Raw genomic sequence first — 18,095 nt, 5'->3', positions numbered from 1 at the left:
AATGGCATCGTTCCTGTCCTTCCTGCTGGGCGAGAAGAAGAAGACCGCCAGCGTCGCCAAGGAGCGGCTGCAGATCATCCTGGCGCACGAGCGCAGCGGCCGCAACGCCGCCGAGCCCGACTACCTGCCGGCCCTGCAGCGCGACCTGGTCGCCGTGATCAGCAAGTACATCAAGATCAACCCCGACGACATCAAGGTTCACCTGGAGCGCCAGGACAACCTGGAAGTGCTGGAAGTCAAGATCGAGCTGCCGGACGCCAGGTAAGGCCAGCCAAAAGACCGCGTCTGGCTTCCATACGCTAGCAAATCCATAGCGCCTCAAGCCCTTTTGACGGGGGCTTGGGGCGTATTTCATTCCAAAGACCGGTTCCTGCCACCGTTGCCATGGCTGCAACGGTGTGTTGCGCGACTGCGCGCTTGTCGCCGGGGTGGAGCGACCCATCTGCTCTTCATCGATGAGCCGCTGACAGTTGAAGCCGACGACTCACCGAGCTGGAAACAGACCGGCGCCCCCAGACGCCAGCCATGCCCGGATGTTTGTCCTCAACCTGATTTGGAAAGAAACACCATGAACCGCAAGATCGCCACCCTCGCCCTGATCGCCTTCGCCGCCGCCGGCAATGCCTTTGCCGACGACATCACAGTCGATACGACGCCCTTCAACGCCACCAAGACCCGCGCGCAAGTGCAGGCCGAGCTGGCGCAGTTCAAGAAGGGCCCCAACGTCTGGTCCATCCAGTACAACCCGCTGGCAAAGTTCCAGAGCGCCACCACGCGTGACCAGGTGACGGCCGCCTACATCGCCGACCGCGACCAGGTCGCCGCACTGACCGGTGAAGACAGCGGCTCGGCCTGGCTGGCCGCCAACCGCGCCGTCAACGACAGCACCCGCCTGGCCGGCCGCGCCGCCGTCAACGGCGGCCAGTGAGCCTGGCCCTTCGGGGCTGAAGTGCAAGAGAAGCAAAGGCGGCCCGGGGGCCGCCTTTTTCATGGCTAACGGCTGGTATTGCCGCGGCGTGACTGGTTCTGGTTGCTGCTGCCCAGCTGCGACTCGCGGTCGCTGCGGCTTTGCGGCGACCGCTGGCCCTGGTTCTTCTGGGTGACGGCCTTGCTGCCGGTCTTGTTGAAGTCGTTCATGACCTTGCCGGTGTGGCCGGTCTGCTTGTCGTCGGGGTTCTGGCTTTTGCCCATGGCGTTCTCCTTTGCGGTTGCCTTCCATTCTGGGAGCCAGGGTCTGCCCCTGTTGTCGGACAGGGGCTTTGTTACCGTCAGGCCGGCACCAGGCCACCGTCGCTGCGCAGCCGGAAGGCTGACACAGCCTCGACCAGGCCCTGGGCCTGCTGCTTGAGATGGCCGGCTGCCGCCGCGCTCTCCTCCACCAGGGCCGCATTGCGCTGCGTCACCTGGTCCATCTGCTCCACGGCCTGGCCCACCTGGTGGAAACCTTCGTTCTGCCTGGCGCCGGCCAGGCTGATGGCCGCCACGATGTCGGCCACGCGGCGGATCGCCGCAACGATCTCGTCCATGGTGGCGCCGGCGCCGCCGACCAGGCTCGCGCCCTCTTCCACCTGGGCCGTGCTCTGGCCGATCAAGGCCTTGATCTCGCGCGCCGCATCGGCGCTGCGCTGCGCCAGGCTGCGCACTTCCGAAGCCACCACGGCGAAGCCGCGGCCCTGCTCGCCGGCCCGTGCCGCCTCCACCGCGGCATTGAGCGCCAGGATATTGGTCTGGAAAGCGATGGAGTCGATCACGCCGGTGATGTCGGCGATCTTGCGGCTGCTGCCGGCGATGCCGTCCATGGTCTGCACCACGCGGGCCATGGCCTCACCACCGCGCGTTGCCACCTGCGAAGCTTGCTGGGCCAGTAGCTCGGCCTGGCGCGCATCGCCGGCGCTGCGCTGCACCGTGCCATTGAGCTCGCCCATGGACGAGGCCGTCTGCTGCAAGGCGCTGGACTGTTCCTCGGTGCGCAGGCTCAGGTCCTGGTTGCCCTGGGCGATCTCGGCGCTGGCAGTCCCGATGCCCAGTGCGCTGCTGCGCACGGTGGACACCACGGTCTCCATCCGGCCCAGCGTGTTCTTCAAGGCAAGGCCGCCGCGGGTGTGCACCGGCAGGCCCGACACATCCAGTGCGATGGCGCCCTCGCGGTCCACGCTGGCGACCAGGGCGCGCAGCTCTTCACCTTCCAGGGCAGCGCGGCCCAGCCCGATGGCCAGCACGATCTCCACGCCCGACTGGATCACCACATAGGTGGCGTGCAACACGATGCGCATGAAGTCCGGCGCCGTCGTGCAATAAAAGCCATAGCCGGCGGCCTGCAGGCGGTCGAATAGCACGTGGTGCACGGCGATCACCGCGGCACCAAAAACGATGAGCTTCCAGTCGCGGTAGACCAGCAGGAAGGCCAGGGCCACGAAGACACCGAAGTGCAGCTCCAGCATGCCCTGGGCCAGCTGGATGTGCAGGGCGACAAAGCCCATGAGGACAAAGGTCATCACATAGCGCGATGCCAGGCGCTGCGCGCCCAGGGCAAAGCCGGCGCCGGCAATGGCCAGCAGGATCAGCGTGGCGCCGATGGCCAGGCCGGAGTCGACGAACTTCAGGCCCAGGCCGATGCTGGCCAGGGCGGCGATACCGATCGCGGCCAGCAGCACGCGGTTGCCGAGCACGGCCTCGGCGGAACGCTCAGGGGTGGGGAGGGATGAGGGAGTCATTCTTCTTTACTTCTTGAAGAGTGAATGGCCATGCGCGCTGCTGCGCGGCCGCACCCCTTATGGTTCGGCCGCTGGCGGGAATTCTTGATAAGCGGTTTGGGTACAGTTGTGCAATGCACCACAAAGCCCTGGTCCTTTTTTCCGGTGGGCAGGACTCCGCCACCTGCCTGGCCTGGGCGCTGGACCGCTACGACCATGTCGAGACGATTGGCTTCGACTACGGCCAGCGCCACAGGGTGGAATTGGACTGCCGCCAGCGTGTGTTCGAAGGCCTGCGGAACGAATTTCCGCACTGGGCCGCCAAGCTGGGCCAGGACCACATGCTGGACCTGGGCCTGCTGGGCCAGATCAGCGACACCGCCCTGACCGACGAGAAGGCCATCTCCTTTGCGCAAGGCGGCCTGCCCAACACCTTCGTGCCCGGCCGCAACCTGCTGTTCTTCACCTTCGCCGCCGCCATCGCTTACCGCCGGGGCATCAGCGTGCTGGTCGGCGGCATGTGCGAGACCGACTACTCCGGCTACCCCGATTGCCGCGACGACACCCTCAAGGCCTTGCAGGTGACCCTGGGCCTGGGGCTGGACCAGCGCTTTGTCATCGAGACCCCGCTGATGTGGATCGACAAGGCCCGGACCTGGCAGCTCACCGAACAACTCGGTGGCACAGGCCTGGTGGAACTGCTGCGCCTGCAAAGCCACAGCTGCTACCTGGGCGACCACAGCACGCTCCATGCATGGGGCTATGGCTGCGGCAGCTGCCCGGCGTGCGAACTGCGCGCGAAGGGCTGGGCAGGCTACAAGTCCCCGTCCCGGGCTTGACGAGGACGCTCACTCCACCATCAGCATCGCCTCGATCTTGTTGCCATCGAGATCGCGCACAAAGGCGCCGTAGTAGTTCTTGTCGTACTCCGGCCGCAAACCCGGCTTGCCGTCGTCCGTGCCGCCCAGGGCCAGAGCCTTGGCGTGGAAGGCGTCGACCTCGGCCTGGCTGTTGGCCAGGAAGGAAACGTGCACGCCATTGCCCACGCTGGCCTTGCCGCCATCGTGAGGAGCCTGGATCCAGAACTCGGGGAACTTGCGGCCGTAGCCGGCGCCACCGGGAAAGTCCATCACGCAGCGGATCTGCAAGGTGGCCAGCACCGCGTCGTAAAACGGTTTGGCGCGGGCGTAGTCGTTGCTGCCCAGCGAGACGTGGGACAGGATGCTGTCGGAAAGTTCGGCCATGGTTCGCTCCTTGGGATGGTCAGGAGGCCAGCCTAGCGCCACGCACTGCGCAAATCTGTCGGGAGGGCATCACGGCTTTCCAGCCTTGCGTGTGGCCACCAGCTCCAGGTAGCCGGTGGCGGCATCGGGCCTGCGCGCAAAGTGCCACTGCGGCAACAGGGCCAGCACCACTTCGGCCGTGGTGCGCACCGTGCAGCCCGGCATCAGATGGCCGCCCAGCACCGCGCCCCGGGCATCGCTGACGCTGGCGTGCAGGTGGGCGCCATCTGCACTGAGCGTGCCCGCCAGCGTCAGCAACTCCAGCGGCCCGTCCACCCGTGTGCCCTGCTCCTGCTGCGCGTAACGCAGCACGGCCTGCGTCAGGCTACCGATCCCCGAGACCACGCAGGCGGCCTCCATGCCCTGCGTCCGTGCCGCATCCGCAAACGCCGCGGCCAGCGTGGCGCGCAGGTCCTCACCGGGGTTCAGGCGCAACACCAGGGTGTCGATGGCGGGCGACAAGCCTGTGTTGTCAAAGTCGTTGGCGGTGTGGGACATGGCAGGGAGAGGCGGATTCTGCACCGCCATTTCCCGCTGCGCGAGCACCCCCCGTGCTGGTCAAGCGGGCCCCGGTTGTTCTCTCCTAATTTCTTTTTTTCAAGATAGTAGTAGTAGCTAAGGGTTGCCCTGTTCTGTGGATAACCGCTTTTTCCCCTGACGGATCAAGCACCTGCATGCGGTGCACGGCTGTGGACCACCCCGCTTTTCTGGTGTCCGCGTTTTCTGGACAACTTTGGCCACAAGGCCCGCCCTGTGGATAACTGCCTGCTTGTGCCGGAACGCTCCACAGGCTTGTCCTGGCAAAAAAATTTTTTCTCCGGCCCCTGCTGTGGCTTGGCAACGACGGCCGGCTGGCCACCAGGGCCCTCAGCTTGACACCGGATGCCGCAGCATCCACAGCGCAATGCCGGCGGCGCCCAGCGAGGCAACGGCACCGGCCATGAAGACCGAGCCCAGGCCGGCTTGCAGGGCCAGCCAGCCGCCCAGCGGCCCGGCCAGCGCCATGGAGATGTCCTGGTAGACCACATAGCCGCCCATGGCCGCGCCGCGGCTTTGCGGCGGCGCGCGCCGCACCGACTCCACGCCAAAGCCCTGGAAGGCCAGGGCATAGCCGCCGCCCGTCAGCGCCGCGCCCACGCAAGCCAGCAGGGCGCCGGGCGCGCCCCAGATCAGTAGCTGGCCCACGGCCTCGACGGCCACGCAGACGATGCCCACCTTGGCCCCACCCAGCTTGTCGGGCAGGTGGCCCACCAGCAGCCGCGCCAGGATGAAGCCTGCCCCCATGCTGGTGAAAGCCAGGGCAGCGCTGCCCCAGCCGCGCTGCACGAACAGCAGCACCACGAAGGCATTGATGGCGGCATAGCCGAAGGAGCACAGCGTCAGCGCCAGGCCGGGCAGCTTGACCGCGCCCAGCACCTGGGTGAAGGCCGGCCGCACGCCGCCGGCCGGCGCCTGGCCGCGCATGGCCCAGGCCACGCCGAAGGCCAGCAGCGGCACCAGCACCGTGGCCGCGGCGATGCCGGCAAAACCGAAGCGCGCGTACACGGCCGCGCCCGCGGGCGCGCCAAAGCCATAGGCCGCAAACAGCGCCATGCCGACCCAGCCGATCACCTTGCCCGCATGGGCCGGGCCCAGTCGCGCGATGCCCCAGCTCAGGGCTGCCGTGATGACAAAGGGCTCGGCCACGCCGGTGAGCAGCCGGCCCGCGATCAGCACGGCCAACGCCAGCGATGGGTCGGCAAAGGCCAGGGCCAGGAAGTAGACGCCCCCCACAGAGGCCACGCCCAGCAGGCCTGCCAGCATGGCGCGCCGGGGGCCGCGCGTGTCGGTCACCGTGCCCGACCAGCCGCGCCCCAGCAGGATGGAGCTGAGGTACTGGATGCCCATGACCACGCCGACCATCACGGTGCCCATGCCCAGTGTGTCGTGCACGTGGCGCGGCACCACCGGCAGGGCCATGCCCATGGCGAAGAAGCCGGCAAAGACCGCCAGCGTCAGCGGCAGCAGCGGAACAAAGGCGGAAAAAAGCGAACCGGCCGCTGAAGCGGCCGGTGGTTGGGGATGGGAAGATGGCACGGGACGGTACTGCGGTGGACGGTGAAGTCCACAGTGTGCCGCGCCCCGCGCCTGTGTGCTGGCAGCTGCTTACGCCGGCACGGCCTCCTGCTCGAGCTTGAACACCGCCATGGTCTCGACCAGCTGCGCCGCCTGCACCTTCAGGCTGTCGGCCGCGGCCGCGCTCTGCTCGACCAGGGCCGCATTTTGCTGCGTGGCCGTGTCCATCTGTGTCACCGCCTCGCTGATCTGCGCCACGCCCTGGCTCTGCTCCTGGCTGGCCGAGGTGATCTCGCCCATGATGCCGGCCACGCGGCGGATCGAGCCCACCACTTCCGACATGGTGCTGCCTGCGCTGTCGACCAGGGCCGTGCCCTGCGCGACCCGGGTCACGCTGTCGCTGATCAGGCGCTTGATTTCCTCGGCTGCATCCTTGGAGCGGCCGGCCAGGCTGCGCACTTCGGAGGCGACCACGGCAAAGCCGCGGCCTTGTTCACCGGCGCGCGCTGCTTCCACAGCAGCGTTCAGGGCCAGGATGTTGGTCTGGAAGGCGATGCCGTCGATCACCGAGATGATGTCGGCGATCTTCTTGCTGCTGTCGTTGATGCCGCGCATGGTTTCCACCACCTGGCCCACGACCTCGCCGCCCTGGGTGGCGACTTCGGAGGCGCTTTGCGCCAGCTGGTTGGCCTGCTGGGCGTTGTCGGCGTTCTGGCGCACGGTCGTGCCCAGCTGCTCCATGGACGCGGCAGTCTCCTGCAGGGCCGAGGCCTGCAGTTCGGTGCGGCGGCTCAGGTCCGAGTTGCCGGTGGCGATCTCGGCGCTGGCGGTGGCCACCGAGTCGGAGTTCAGGCGCACCTGGCCGACGATGTTGGCGAAGTTGCTGCGCATGCCGGCAATGGCGTGCAGCAGGCTGGTGCTGTCATTGGGCTTGAGCGCGATGTGCACGCCCAGGTCGCCGTCGGCGATGCGGCGGGTGATCTGGGCCGCATAGGCCGGCTCGCCACCGAGCTGGCGCAGCATGCTGCGCGCGATCAGCAGGCCCACCAGCAGCAGGGCTGCGCCCAGCAGCACGGTGGCGCCGGTGAAGACCCACACGCGCTTGGCCAGGGCGGCGTCGACGTTGTCGATGTACACGCCCGAGCCGATGACCCAGCCCCAGGGCGCGAAGCCCTGCACGTAGGAGACCTTCTGCACCGGGTTTTCGCTGCCCGGCTTGGGCCACATGTAGTAGACGAAGCCGGCGCCGCTGGCCTTGACGGTCTTGACGAACTCGACGAACAGGTGCTTGCCCGTGGGGTCCTTGTTCTCGGTCAGGTCCTTGCCATCGAGCTCGGGCTTGACGGCGTGCATCACCATCTTGGGATGCATGTCGTTGATCCAGAAATACTCGCTGCCGCTGTAGCGCAGGGCCTTCATGGCTTCCAGGGCGCGGCGCTTGGCCTCGTCCTCGGGCATCTTGCCCTGGACGGACATCTGGTGGAACGAGTTCACCAGGGTGTGGGCGATTTCAACGGTCTGGCGCACGCCGGACTGGCGCTCTTCCAGAACGAGCGTGCGCTCGGAAATCAGGAAGCCGGCGGCCAGCAAAGCCACGCCCAACAGGGCGCTGCCGATCAGCAGGCCCAACTTCTTGGAGATGGATAAAGAGGAAAACATGAGGAAACCAGGGTGCTTGGCGCGGAAGGGGTTCCGCGCACCAACCCATGTCTTCGACCGTCCGGGCGTGAAACTTGACCCGGCGCCCAATCGCTCTCAAATCGATAGCGTCTTAGGTCCGTTCCACGCGGACTGCAGGCCTATCACCCACTAACTTGCAGGGGTTTGCAGGGTGTGTGGCCAGCGATGGCCGCATCGGCGGACCATGCCTGCCCGGCTATCATCGCCGCGAGCCCTTGAGGCGTTCCTGCACCGCATGGGCCATGCCTGACACCCAACTTCCCGCTGCCGTCCCGGACATGGACCGGCGCCGCTTCCTGCACACTGCGCTGGGCGCCGGCAGCCTGGGCGGGCTGGCCGCCTGCCAGCCGCAAGCCCTGCCCACGCGCGACGCCACGGGCTGGGACGCCGGCCGGGTGCGCCACCTGATCCCGGCGGCGGATGCCACGCGCATCCGCCTCAAGCTCTCCCTGCATGCCCCGCTGCAAGGCCCCATCACCCTGGAGTGCCAGGGCCCGGGCCAGGAGCGGCAGCGTGTCACCGGCAACCGCACCGACAGCGCCGGCCGCTGCTTCCAGATGGACGTCATCGGCCTGCAGCCCGGCACGCGCTACCAGCTGGGCCTGCAGGACGCCCAGGGCCGCGCGCTATGCGATGACTGGCCGCTGTCTACCCTGGTCGCCGCCAATGCCCGGCCCCAGAAGCTGCGCATCCTGACCTACACCTGCGCCGGCGGCTCCGAGTTGTTCTTCCACCCCTGGCAGGGACGGCTGTTCCTGCCGCTGGCGGTGCGGCGGGCCCTGCTGGCGCGCGGCCTGTCCTTCCAGCCCGATGTGCTGATCGCCAACGGCGACCACGTCTACTGGGACACGCGCTTCAAGTCCAGCCTGGCGATGGCGCGCTCGCCCCAGGCGCGCTGGGCGGCGGGCAGCCTGGACCGCGCCCTGCCCGTCATGGGAACGGCCAATGAAGAGGTCATCCACAAGGGGCTGGGCCCGCAGATCGCCGACCTGTACGGCACGGCCTTGCGTTCCACGCCGGCGTTCTTCGTGCAGGACGACCACGACTACAGCGACAACGACGAGGCCGACGAAGAGGTCCGTACCTTTCCGCCCGACAACCTCATGCGCGAGGTGGCCCGGGCGACCCAGCGCATGTATTACCCCGAGCTCACGACCGGCCCCGACCTGCCTGCGGCCTGGCAGGACACCTTGGGCTGGAGCACCAGCTTCGGCAGCCTGCGCTACGGCCAGTTGCTGGAGCTGCAGCTGTTCGACTGCCGCGGCCACATGCGCAACGACCAGGACCCGGCGCGCCGCGACGCCCAGGGCAGCTTCATCCCGCCGCAGGTGGAGGCCTGGATGGTCCGGCGCATGGCGCAAACCCAGGCGCGCCACCTGGTGCATGTGCCCTCGACCCCGGTGCTGTGGAGCGCGGGCAAGTGGGGCGAGTGGTATCCGGACGTGAGCGGGCCTGACGGCAAGCTGCGGCTGGGGCCGGCCAAGCCCTATTGGTCGCGCGGCTGGTTCGAGCAGCAGGCCCGCCTTCTGCGAGCCAGCGCCCAGCGCCGCGGCCAGATCCCCCTGTGGGTCAGCGGCGACCTGCATGCCACGGCCGCCGGCCAGATCCAAGCCATCGAAGGCCAGGCGCTGGACCAGCCGGTGGTCAGCGTGCTGGCCGGCACCCTGGGCTCGCACGGCCCCACCTTCGCCTCGAAATTCCGCGGCCAGGCGGCGCAGCCCTCGTGCGCGCTGCAGGCCCAGGAATGGGTGCGGCCCATCGAGGAGAACGGCTTCACCCTGCTGGATGTGGACGAAGACAGCATCAGCGTCTCGCTGTTCCGCTGGCAGCCCGGGGACGGCGTGGACAAGATTGCCGACCTGCAGCCCTTCTGGACCCGCCGCCTGGCGCGCGGCGGCTGAGGGCCTCGCGCCCCTAGCCGGCCGCCACGCGACTGGCCAGGTGGGCCAGGGCCTCTTCGACCTGGTCGACCAGCACCAGGCACAGGTCGCCGGGCGCGAGGCGCTCCAGCGCCTGGTCGATCGCGGCGAATTCGCCGCGGATCTCCTCGATGTGGGTGGTGCGCGCTGCGCCCTTGAGGCCGTCGCGCAGCAGCGCCATCACCTCGCCATCGGCCCGCCCGCGTTGGGCCGCGTCCTGGTACAGCAGCACGTCGTCGAAGGCTGCGCCCAGGATGACGGTCTGGTCGCGGATGTCCTGGTCGCGCCGGTCGCCGGCGCCGCTGATGACCACCGAGCGGCGTTTGGCCGGCATCGCTTCCACGGCCTTGACCAGCGCGCGCATGGCGTCGGGGTTGTGGCCATAGTCGGCGATCACGGTCGCGCCGCGGTAGTCCATCACGTTGAAGCGGCCGGGCACGGTGTGGGCGTCGCTGACAAAGCTGGCCAGGCCGCTGCGGATGGCGTCCCAGGCCATGCCCGAGCCCCAGGCCGCGGCCACCGCCGCCATCACGTTCTCGACCTGGAAGGCAATGGAGCCATTGCGGGTGATCGGCACGTCGGCCAGCGGCACCTGCTCGCGCCAGCTGCCCTGGGTCGCGACCACCACCGGGCCGCCGTCCACACCAGCGTCGACATGGACGGTGCGCCCGCCCAGGGCGCGGTGCTCGGTCATGGCGCCGTGGTGGCGGTCGGCGGCAAAGAAGATCACCTTGCCGGGGCAGCCTGCGGCCATGGCGGCGACGATGGGATCGGCGGCGTTGAGCACCGCGTAGCCCTCCTTGGGCCTGACGTTCTGCACGATCACGCGCTTGAGCACCGCCAGGTCCTCGACCGTGGTGATGTAGTTCAGGCCCAGGTGGTCGCCGGCGCCGACGTTGGTGACCACCGCCACCTGGCAGTGGTCGAAGCCCAGGCCTTCGCGCAGGACGCCGCCGCGGGCGGTCTCGAACACCGCCGCCTCGACGTCGGGGTGCATCAGCACGCTGCGCGCGCTTCGGGGGCCGCTGCAGTCGCCCGAGTCGATCTGGCGGCCGTCGACATAGACGCCGTCGGTGTTGGTCATGCCCACGACCAGGCCGCTGCTGGCGAACAGATGGGCGATCAGGCGCGCCGTCGTCGTCTTGCCGTTGGTGCCGGTGACCGCGACCACCGGGATGCGGCCATCCTGGCCCGGCTCGAACAGGTGGTTGGTGATGGCCTCGCCGACGTTGCGCGGCTTGCCGTAGGACGGCGACAGGTGCATGCGCAGCCCCGGCGCGGCATTGACCTCGACGATGCCGCCGCCTTGCTCTTCCAGCGGCCGCAGCACGCTCTCGCACACCATGTCGACGCCGCACACGTGCAGGCCGACCATCTGCGCGGCGGTGATCGCCCGTTCGGCCACTTCGGGATGCACGTCGTCGGTCACGTCGGTGGCGGTGCCGCCGGTGGACAGGTTGGCGTTGTTGCGCAGCGCAACGCGCTGGCCGCGCGCCGGCACGCTGTCGGGCGTGAGACCCTGCTCGGCCAGCTGCGCGATGGCGATGTCATCGATGCGGATCCGGGTCAGCGCGGTGGCGTGGCCGTCGCCGCGGCGCGGATCGGCGTTGACCTTGGCGACCAGCGCGGTCACCGTCAGCTTGCCATCGCCCAGCACCAGGGGCGGCTCGCGCCGCGCGGCCGCCACCAGCTGGTCGCCCACCACCAGCAGGCGGTAGTCGCTGCCGGGAAGAAATCGCTCGACCAGCACGTCGCTGCTGACCTGGGCCGCAGCCTTGTAGGCCAGGGCCATGGCCTCGGCCGTGGTGATGTTGACGGTGATGCCCTTGCCCTGGTTGCCGTCCTGGGGCTTGACCACCACCGGCAGGCCGACCTCCAGCGCGGCGGCCCAGGCGTCGGCCGCATCGCTGACCGGCCGGCCGTTGGGCACCGGCACGCCGGCCGCATGCAGCAGCTGCTTGGACAGCTCCTTGTCCTGGGCGATCGCCTCCGACACCGCGCTGGTCTGGTCGACCTCGGCGGCCCAGATGCGGCGCTGGTGCCGGCCCCAGCCGAACTGCACCAGGCTGCCCTCGGTCAGGCGCCGCCACGGGATGCCCCGTGCCGCCGCGGCCTGCACGATGCAGCCCGTGCTCGGGCCCAGGCGCAGGTCCTCGTCGGTCTCGCGCAGGCGCGCGATCGCGGCGCCGGCGTCAAAGCTGCCGTCGGGCGACAGCGCCGCCTCGACCAGTTGCTGCGCGAGCTCGAAGGCCAGGCGGCCGACCGCCTCTTCGCTGTACTCGACGACGACCTGGTAGGTACCGGGTTCGACCGTGGCCTTGGTGCGGCTGAAGCTGACCGGGCAGCCGGCTTCTTCCTGCAGCGAGAGCGCGGCAGTCTCGAGCACGCGGGCCAGGGACATCGGGCCGGTCAGGCGAAAGGCGCCCATGCCCGGAAAGAGCGTGCGCAGCCGGGCCTCGAAGCCCGGGCGGGCGGTGACAGCGATGTCTTCCTCCGAGCAAGCCACCACGGCCTCGATGGCCGTGTGCCGGCTCCACAAATTGGGCCCGCGCAGCGCGCGAATGCGGGAAATGTCCATGGGGCGGTGTTTCAGGCGGGCTGCCCGGAGGGGCGGGTATGGGCTTCGAAGGTCTCGATGCCCGCGATGATCAGGTCGGGCGCGATGTCCAGTGCCCAGGCGGCGGCGATCACGGCCAGCAGGGTTTCGTCGGCGATGCCACCGCGCGCCAGGCGCGACAGTGGGGCCAGCCGCGTCTCGGCGCTGCCGGTGGCCAGCACCGGGCGGCCGTCCTGCAGGTAGACGCTGCGCCCGCCGCGCGCGCCGGCGCCGCGGTGCGCCAGCAAGGCGGGTGTCTGCGGATCGGCCGCGTAGAGGATGACCTCGCCGTCGCAGAACTGCGCCAGCGCGGCAACGCGCTCGTCGGCCGCGTTGAGCACCGCGACCCCGTCGTCCAGCACCACGTCGACCTGGGTGCGCAGCACCTTGGCCATCTTCTCGGGCCAGACCAGATCGGACGTCTGGATGTCGAAGTCGGCCAGCGCATCGGCGCCTTCCAGGTCGGTCACCACACCGACCATGCAGCGGTCGTAGGCCAGGCCGTCGGCCAGGATGGTGCGGGCGTCGTTCTCGAACACCGCGGCCTGCACATTGCGGTTGACCAGCAGGCGGTGCGCCACCTCCCAGCGGCGGGCGTCGCCGACCACCAGGCAGCGGCGGTCCAGGTACAGGCCCTCGGCGCAGGCCAGGCCCACGCGGCGGCCCAGCAGGTGGCCCAGCCACGCGACCATGCGTGCAATGCGTGCGGTGTCTCGCGTGCCGGCGATGCCCACCACGGGGATGCGGCCGGCATGGGAGGCGCCGCTGTCCCTGGGGAACAGGGCGTCGACAATGGCCCGGCCCACAGGGCGGGGCTGGCCGACCGCGGGCTTGAGGTGGGCCAGCAGGCCGGGGCCGGCGTTGACTTCGACGATGGCGCCGCCCTGTTCATGCAGGGGGCGGGAGATGTCCTGGGCCACCAGGTCGACGCCGGCGATGTCCAGGCCGACGATGCGGGCGGCCAGGCCGACCACATGCTCGACCTCGGGGTGAACCTGGTCCGTGCAGTCGATGGAGACGTTGCCATTGCGCTGGATCAGCACTTTGCGGCCGGCCTCGGGCACGGCCTCGGCCGTCAGGCCCTGGCGCGTCAGATCGGCCAGGATGGCCTCGTCGTCCTCCAGCACCAGGCGGTTGAGCGGGAAGTCCTCGGTGATGCCGCGGCGCGGGTCGCTGTTGATCTGCGCGTCCACCAGCTGGCGCACGCTGGCGCGGCCGTCGCCGCTGATCCAGGCGCTCTCGCCGCGCGCCGCCGCCACCACCTTGCCACCCAGCACCAGGAGGCGGTGCTCCTCGCCCAGGATGTGGCGCTCGACCAGTACCTCGCTGCCATGGCGGGTGGCCACCTCGAAGGCGGCCTTAACGTCGACCTCGGTGCGCAGGTCCAGCATGACGCCGCGGCCGTGGTTGCCGTCGCTGGGCTTGACCACCACCGGCAGGCCGATGTCCTGCGCGGCTTCCCAGGCTTCATCGGGCGTGCCGACGGCGCGGCCCTCGGGCACCGGCACGCCGCAACCGGCGATCAGGCGCTTGGTCAGGTCTTTGTCGCCGGCGATGCCCTGGGCAATGGCGCTGGTGCGGTCGGTCTCGGCCGTCCAGATGCGGCGCTGGCGCGCGCCGTGGCCCAGCTGCACCAGGTTGCCGTCGTTCAGGCGGATGTGCGGAATGCCGCGGTCGGTGGCCGCCGCGACGATGGCCGCGGTGCTCGGGCCCAGGTAGGAGTCGTCGACCTGCTCGCGCACCAGGGCGACGGCGGCGCTGACGTCGAAAGCCTCGTCGTTGATCGCCGCCATCAGCAGCCTGTGGCCCTGGGCTAGCGCGCTGCGGGCGACCTGCTCGTCGCGGGCGCGGAAGACCATGCGGTAGACACCGCGCTGCGAGGTGCTGCGCGTCTGGCCAAAGCCCGTGGGCATGCCAGCCAGGTTCAGCAGCTCGATCACCACGTGCTCGAGCACGTGGCCGGCCCAGGTGCCCTCTTGCAGGCGCTGGATGAAGCCGCCGCGCTCGCCAACGCCGCAGTGGTGCTCGATGAGCGCCGGCAGCAGCGCGCACAGCCTGTCGTTGAAACCGGGCAGCAGCTGTGAGGGCCAGTCTTCCAGCTCGCCCAGGTCCAGCCAGACCTCCAGCACGGGCCGGTAGGTCCACAGATTGGGGCCGCGCAGGTAGTTGATGCGCAGCAGTTGGATGTCGTTCTTCTTATGGCTCATGGATCGGGCGCGGCTGCTGGGGGCGCGGGCCGGAGGGTCACACAGGAATGAAAATGGATTGTGCATCGGATGGTCAGTGCCCGCTTGGGCGACAATTCGCCTCCCGGACAGGGCGCCAGGCCCTGCTTTTTCAACCACCCGTCCATGCCATCCACTTCCCCAGTCACCGCCGTGCCGGGCCTGTCCCCGGATTGGCGCGAGGCGCTTGCCCGCAGGCTGGCCAGCCATGAAAACGTGCTAGCCACGTTGGAGGTTGACATGGACCAGGCGATGCACTTCGCCGCCGGTGCGCTGGCCCTGACCGAGCGCCGCCTGCTGGCCTGGGAGGGCGGCCGCTGGCTGGAGTGGCCTTTGGCCCCGGGTTTGCAGCTGCGGCACGAAGAGCACGCCGGCGTGGGCGCGCTGGAACTGCTGGACGCCCAGGGGCGGCTGGCCTTCTGGCGCTTCAGCCTGGCCCGGCACCGGGCGATGCTGGACTTCGCCGCCCGCTTCGAGCGCCTGCAGGCGGGCACGCCCGAGCCAGACGCCGGTGCCGAGGACGGCGACGAGGCCGAGGAAGACGCCAAGCCTCCGTCGACCTGGGTTCTGCTGCGCCTGGGCCGCTTTGCCCGCCCCTACCGCAAGCAGCTGGCGATCGGCTTTGGCCTGACGCTGGCGTCCACCGCCGCGACCCTGGTGCCGCCCTACCTGAGCATCCCGCTGATGGACAAGGTGCTGATCCCCTTCCAGAACGGGCAGCGCATCGAGCCGGGCTACGTGCTGCTGCTGCTGTCGGGCCTGCTGGGATCGGCCCTGCTGGCCTGGAGCCTGGGCTGGGCCCGCACCTGGCTGCTGGCGCTGGTCTCGGAGCGGATCGCCGCCGACCTGCGCACCACGGCCTTTGACCACCTGCTGCACCTGTCGCTGGACTACTTCGGCGGCAAGCGCACGGGCGACCTGGTCTCGCGCATCGGCTCCGAGACCGACCGCATCTCGGTCTTCCTGTCGCTGCACGCCCTGGACTTCGCCACCGACGTGCTGATGTTCGCCATGACGGCGGCCATCCTGTTCTCGATCAACCCCTGGCTGGCCCTGGTCACGCTGCTGCCCCTGCCCTTCATCGCCTGGATGATCCATGCTGTGCGCGACCGCCTGCGCACCGGCTTCGAGAGGATCGACCGGGTCTGGGGCGACGTGACCAGCGTGCTGGCCGACACCATCCCCGGCATCCGCGTGGTCAAGGCCTTCGCGCAGGAGCGGCGCGAGGGGCAGCGTTTTCGCGATGCCAACCAGACCAACCTGGTCGTCAACGACAGGCTCAACAAGACCTGGAGCCTGTTCTCGCCCACGGTGTCGCTGCTGACCGACGTGGGCCTGCTGGTGGTCTGGGCCTTCGGCATCTGGCTGGTCAGCCGCAGCGAGATCACGGTGGGCGTGCTCACGGCCTTCATCGCCTACATCGGGCGCTTCTACACGCGGCTGGACGCGATGAGCCGCATCGTCTCGGTCACGCAAAAGGCGGCAGCCGGCGCCAAGCGCATCTTCGACATCCTGGACCACGTGTCCAACGTGCCCGAGCCGGCGCAGCCGGTGAAGATCAGCACGCTGACCGGCGCCATCGACATGCGCGGCCTGGGCTTTCGCTACGGCAACCGCAGCGTGATCCGGGGCCTTGACCTGTCCATCCGCCCGGGCGAGATGATCGGCCTGGTGGGCCACAGCGGATCGGGCAAGAGCACCCTTGTCAACCTGATCTGCCGCTTCTATGACGTGAGCGACGGCGCCATCCAGGTCGACGGCACCGACATCCGGCGCTTTGGCGTGGCCGACTACCGGCGCCACATCGGCCTGGTGCTGCAGGAGCCCTTTTTGTTTTTCGGCACCATCGCCGAGAACATCGCCTATGGCCGGCCCGATGCGACCCGCGCCGAGATCGTGGCCGCGGCGCGCGCCGCCCACGCCCACGAGTTCATCCTGCGCCTGCCCCTGGGCTATGACTCCATGGTCGGCGAGCGCGGCCAGGGCCTGTCGGGCGGCGAGCGCCAGCGCATCTCGATCGCGCGCGCCCTGCTGATCGACCCGCGCATCCTGATCCTGGACGAGGCCACCTCCAGCGTGGACACCGAGACCGAGAAGGAAATCCAGAATGCGCTGGACAACCTGGTGCAGGGGCGCACCACCATCGCCATCGCCCACCGGCTGTCCACGCTGCGCAAGGCCGACCGCCTGGTGGTGATGGACCGTGGCCAAGTGGTGGAAGTGGGCCCGCATGACGAACTGATGGCCAAACAAGGCGCGTATTGGCGGCTGTATGAGGCGCAGCAGCGCCGCGTGGACGACGATGGCAGTGGTGGTGACGACACCCTGCTGCCGGCGCCAGGCCACGCGGCCCATCCGGCGGGGCAATGAGCATGAGCTTTCAACTCGAACGCAATCCCTTCGCCCGCCTGGTGCTCACCCTGGCCGACGGCACGGTGCACCAGGGCGTGGTGCCGGTGCGCGCCTTCCCGCTGGCCGCACCGGAAGAAGGCGTGTCCCTGGTCGGCACCGAGGGGCGCGAGCTGGCCTGGGTGCCGCAACTGGACGCGCTGCCCGCCGCGACGCGCGCGCTGATCGAACAGGAGCTGGCGGGCCGTGAGTTTGTGCCCACGGTGCAGCGCATCGAAGCCGTGTCCAGCTTCTCCACGCCCAGCACCTGGAGCGTGGCGACCGACCGCGGGACCACCAGCTTCGTGCTCAAGGGCGAGGAAGACATCCGCCGCCTGGACGGCGGCGCCCTGCTGATCGCCAGCGCCGAGGGCATCAACTTCCGCATCGCCGACCGGCGTGCGCTGGACCGCCATTCGCGCAGTCTGCTGGAACGGTTTCTTTAGGTGTTGCTATTGTTTTGAGAGCGGAAAAGGCAGTATTTCCGCGGGCTAGAGGCCGATTTGTCTCTGAAAACATGCCATTGCGCCGTTCCAGGCTTGTGAGTTTGTCATTGCGGCCTTGAGCCGCAATCCATCGCGCCCGACCAGCCCCTACGCCGCAGCCAGGCTATCCAGATAGCTGCGAATGGTCTGCGGCATCTTCCCCTTGGGCACGCCGCCCACCTTCACCAGCAGATCGTGCGGCGCGTCATCCACCTCGTAGCGCCGCGCCATGTCGCGCCGGATCTTGGCCCACAGCAGCGCCGCCACCTCCGCGTCGGCCATGGCCCTGTGGGCCCGGCTGGAGAACGACAGGGCGTGCAAGGCCGCCAGCGACCCCAGCTTGAAGCTGCCCGCCTCCGGGTACAGCCGCCGCGACAGCAGCAGCGTGCAGGCAAACGGATTGCCCGCCCCCGGCGCCCCCGCGTCCGGCCCCAGGCGCGCCAATTCAGCCGCCCAGAAGCGCCGGTCGAACGAAGCGTTGTGCGCCACCATCGGCGCGTCGCCAACGAAGCGCGCCGCCTCGGCCATCACTTCTTCTGCTGGCGGGGCGTTGGCGATCATGTCGTTGCTGATGCCGGTGTAGCTCTCGATGAACGAGTTGATGTACACGCCGGCGTTCATCAGCGACTGGAAGCGGCCGACCTCGCGATCGCCTTCCATCAGCACGATGGCGATCTCGGTGGCCCGGTCACCCTGGGCGGGGGACAGGCCTGTGGTTTCGAAGTCGATGATGGCGGTGGGCATGACGGTGAGGATACAGCCCTCGTTTTC

Annotated in this window: 15 protein-coding genes; 6 read left to right on the top strand and 9 right to left on the bottom strand. The window is 69.1% G+C overall.

Annotated elements, in window-relative coordinates; genetic code table 11:
- The first annotated feature begins 1 nt into the window (after position 1).
- Both minE and Q0632_RS19635 read left to right on the top strand, forming a co-directional pair.
- The gene (minE, locus tag Q0632_RS19640) at positions 2–265 is read left to right on the top strand and encodes a cell division topological specificity factor MinE (RefSeq protein WP_298933378.1); all 264 of its coding nucleotides are present in this window, start codon (positions 2–4) and stop codon (positions 263–265) included.
- Positions 266–568: 303 nt separating this feature from the next.
- Positions 569–928 (top strand): DUF4148 domain-containing protein, encoded by a 360-nt coding sequence (locus Q0632_RS19635; protein WP_298933376.1) that lies wholly within the window; start codon positions 569–571, stop codon positions 926–928.
- A 65-nt stretch (positions 929–993) separates the two neighbouring features.
- Here Q0632_RS19635 and Q0632_RS19630 read toward each other — a convergent pair whose 3' ends face one another.
- Positions 994–1,191, bottom strand: a complete 198-nt coding sequence (locus tag Q0632_RS19630) for a hypothetical protein (RefSeq protein ID WP_298933374.1) — start codon at positions 1,189–1,191, stop codon at positions 994–996.
- Positions 1,192–1,268: 77 nt separating this feature from the next.
- Entirely contained in the window at positions 1,269–2,714 is a 1,446-nt protein-coding gene (locus Q0632_RS19625) for a methyl-accepting chemotaxis protein (protein WP_298933372.1), read from the bottom strand.
- A gap of 113 nt (positions 2,715–2,827) precedes the next feature.
- Here Q0632_RS19625 and queC point away from each other — a divergent pair, with 113 nt between their 5' ends.
- Positions 2,828–3,532: a 7-cyano-7-deazaguanine synthase QueC gene (gene queC, locus Q0632_RS19620; RefSeq protein WP_298933370.1), complete on the top strand. Its 705-nt coding sequence runs from the start codon at positions 2,828–2,830 to the stop codon at positions 3,530–3,532.
- Positions 3,533–3,541: 9 nt separating this feature from the next.
- On the opposite strand, the gene Q0632_RS19615 is transcribed toward queC, so the two are convergent.
- The 4 genes from Q0632_RS19615 to Q0632_RS19600 form a co-directional block, all read right to left on the bottom strand.
- Positions 3,542–3,937, bottom strand: a complete 396-nt coding sequence (locus Q0632_RS19615) for a VOC family protein (RefSeq protein ID WP_298933369.1) — start codon at positions 3,935–3,937, stop codon at positions 3,542–3,544.
- Between the two features lie 69 nt (positions 3,938–4,006).
- Positions 4,007–4,474 carry a PPC domain-containing DNA-binding protein gene (locus Q0632_RS19610; protein WP_298933367.1) on the bottom strand — a complete coding sequence of 156 codons (468 nt, stop codon included), beginning with the start codon at positions 4,472–4,474 and terminating at the stop codon, positions 4,007–4,009.
- A 369-nt stretch (positions 4,475–4,843) separates the two neighbouring features.
- Entirely contained in the window at positions 4,844–6,052 is a 1,209-nt protein-coding gene (locus tag Q0632_RS19605) for an arabinose transporter (protein ID WP_298933364.1), read from the bottom strand.
- Positions 6,053–6,121: 69 nt separating this feature from the next.
- Positions 6,122–7,690: a methyl-accepting chemotaxis protein gene (locus Q0632_RS19600; RefSeq protein WP_298933362.1), complete on the bottom strand. Its 1,569-nt coding sequence runs from the start codon at positions 7,688–7,690 to the stop codon at positions 6,122–6,124.
- Positions 7,691–7,953: 263 nt separating this feature from the next.
- On the opposite strand from Q0632_RS19600, the gene Q0632_RS19595 reads away from it, so the two are divergent.
- Entirely contained in the window at positions 7,954–9,612 is a 1,659-nt protein-coding gene (locus Q0632_RS19595) for an alkaline phosphatase D family protein (protein ID WP_298933360.1), read from the top strand.
- A 13-nt stretch (positions 9,613–9,625) separates the two neighbouring features.
- Here Q0632_RS19595 and cphA (Q0632_RS19590) read toward each other — a convergent pair whose 3' ends face one another.
- The gene (cphA, locus tag Q0632_RS19590) at positions 9,626–12,208 is read right to left on the bottom strand and encodes a cyanophycin synthetase (protein WP_298933358.1); all 2,583 of its coding nucleotides are present in this window, start codon (positions 12,206–12,208) and stop codon (positions 9,626–9,628) included.
- 11 nt (positions 12,209–12,219) lie between these two features.
- The gene (gene cphA / locus Q0632_RS19585; protein WP_298933356.1) at positions 12,220–14,433 is read right to left on the bottom strand and encodes a cyanophycin synthetase; all 2,214 of its coding nucleotides are present in this window, start codon (positions 14,431–14,433) and stop codon (positions 12,220–12,222) included.
- A 258-nt stretch (positions 14,434–14,691) separates the two neighbouring features.
- Between cphA (Q0632_RS19585) and Q0632_RS19580 the strand changes: the two genes are divergently transcribed.
- Together Q0632_RS19580 and Q0632_RS19575 are read left to right on the top strand one after the other, a co-directional pair.
- Positions 14,692–16,821 (top strand): ABC transporter ATP-binding protein, encoded by a 2,130-nt coding sequence (locus Q0632_RS19580; RefSeq protein WP_298933614.1) that lies wholly within the window; start codon positions 14,692–14,694, stop codon positions 16,819–16,821.
- On the top strand, positions 16,818–17,285 hold the full coding sequence (locus Q0632_RS19575; RefSeq protein ID WP_298933354.1) for a DUF1854 domain-containing protein: 468 nt from the start codon (positions 16,818–16,820) through the stop codon (positions 17,283–17,285). The genes Q0632_RS19580 and Q0632_RS19575 overlap by 4 nt, the downstream gene beginning before the upstream one ends.
- A gap of 147 nt (positions 17,286–17,432) precedes the next feature.
- Here Q0632_RS19575 and Q0632_RS19570 read toward each other — a convergent pair whose 3' ends face one another.
- Positions 17,433–18,068 carry a PolC-type DNA polymerase III gene (locus Q0632_RS19570; protein WP_298933352.1) on the bottom strand — a complete coding sequence of 212 codons (636 nt, stop codon included), beginning with the start codon at positions 18,066–18,068 and terminating at the stop codon, positions 17,433–17,435.
- Positions 18,069–18,095: the final 27 nt, after the last annotated feature.

Source organism: uncultured Ramlibacter sp., from assembly GCF_936925435.1.
GTDB lineage: Bacteria > Pseudomonadota > Gammaproteobacteria > Burkholderiales > Burkholderiaceae_C > Ramlibacter.
This window is presented reverse-complemented; position numbering and strand designations above follow the sequence as displayed.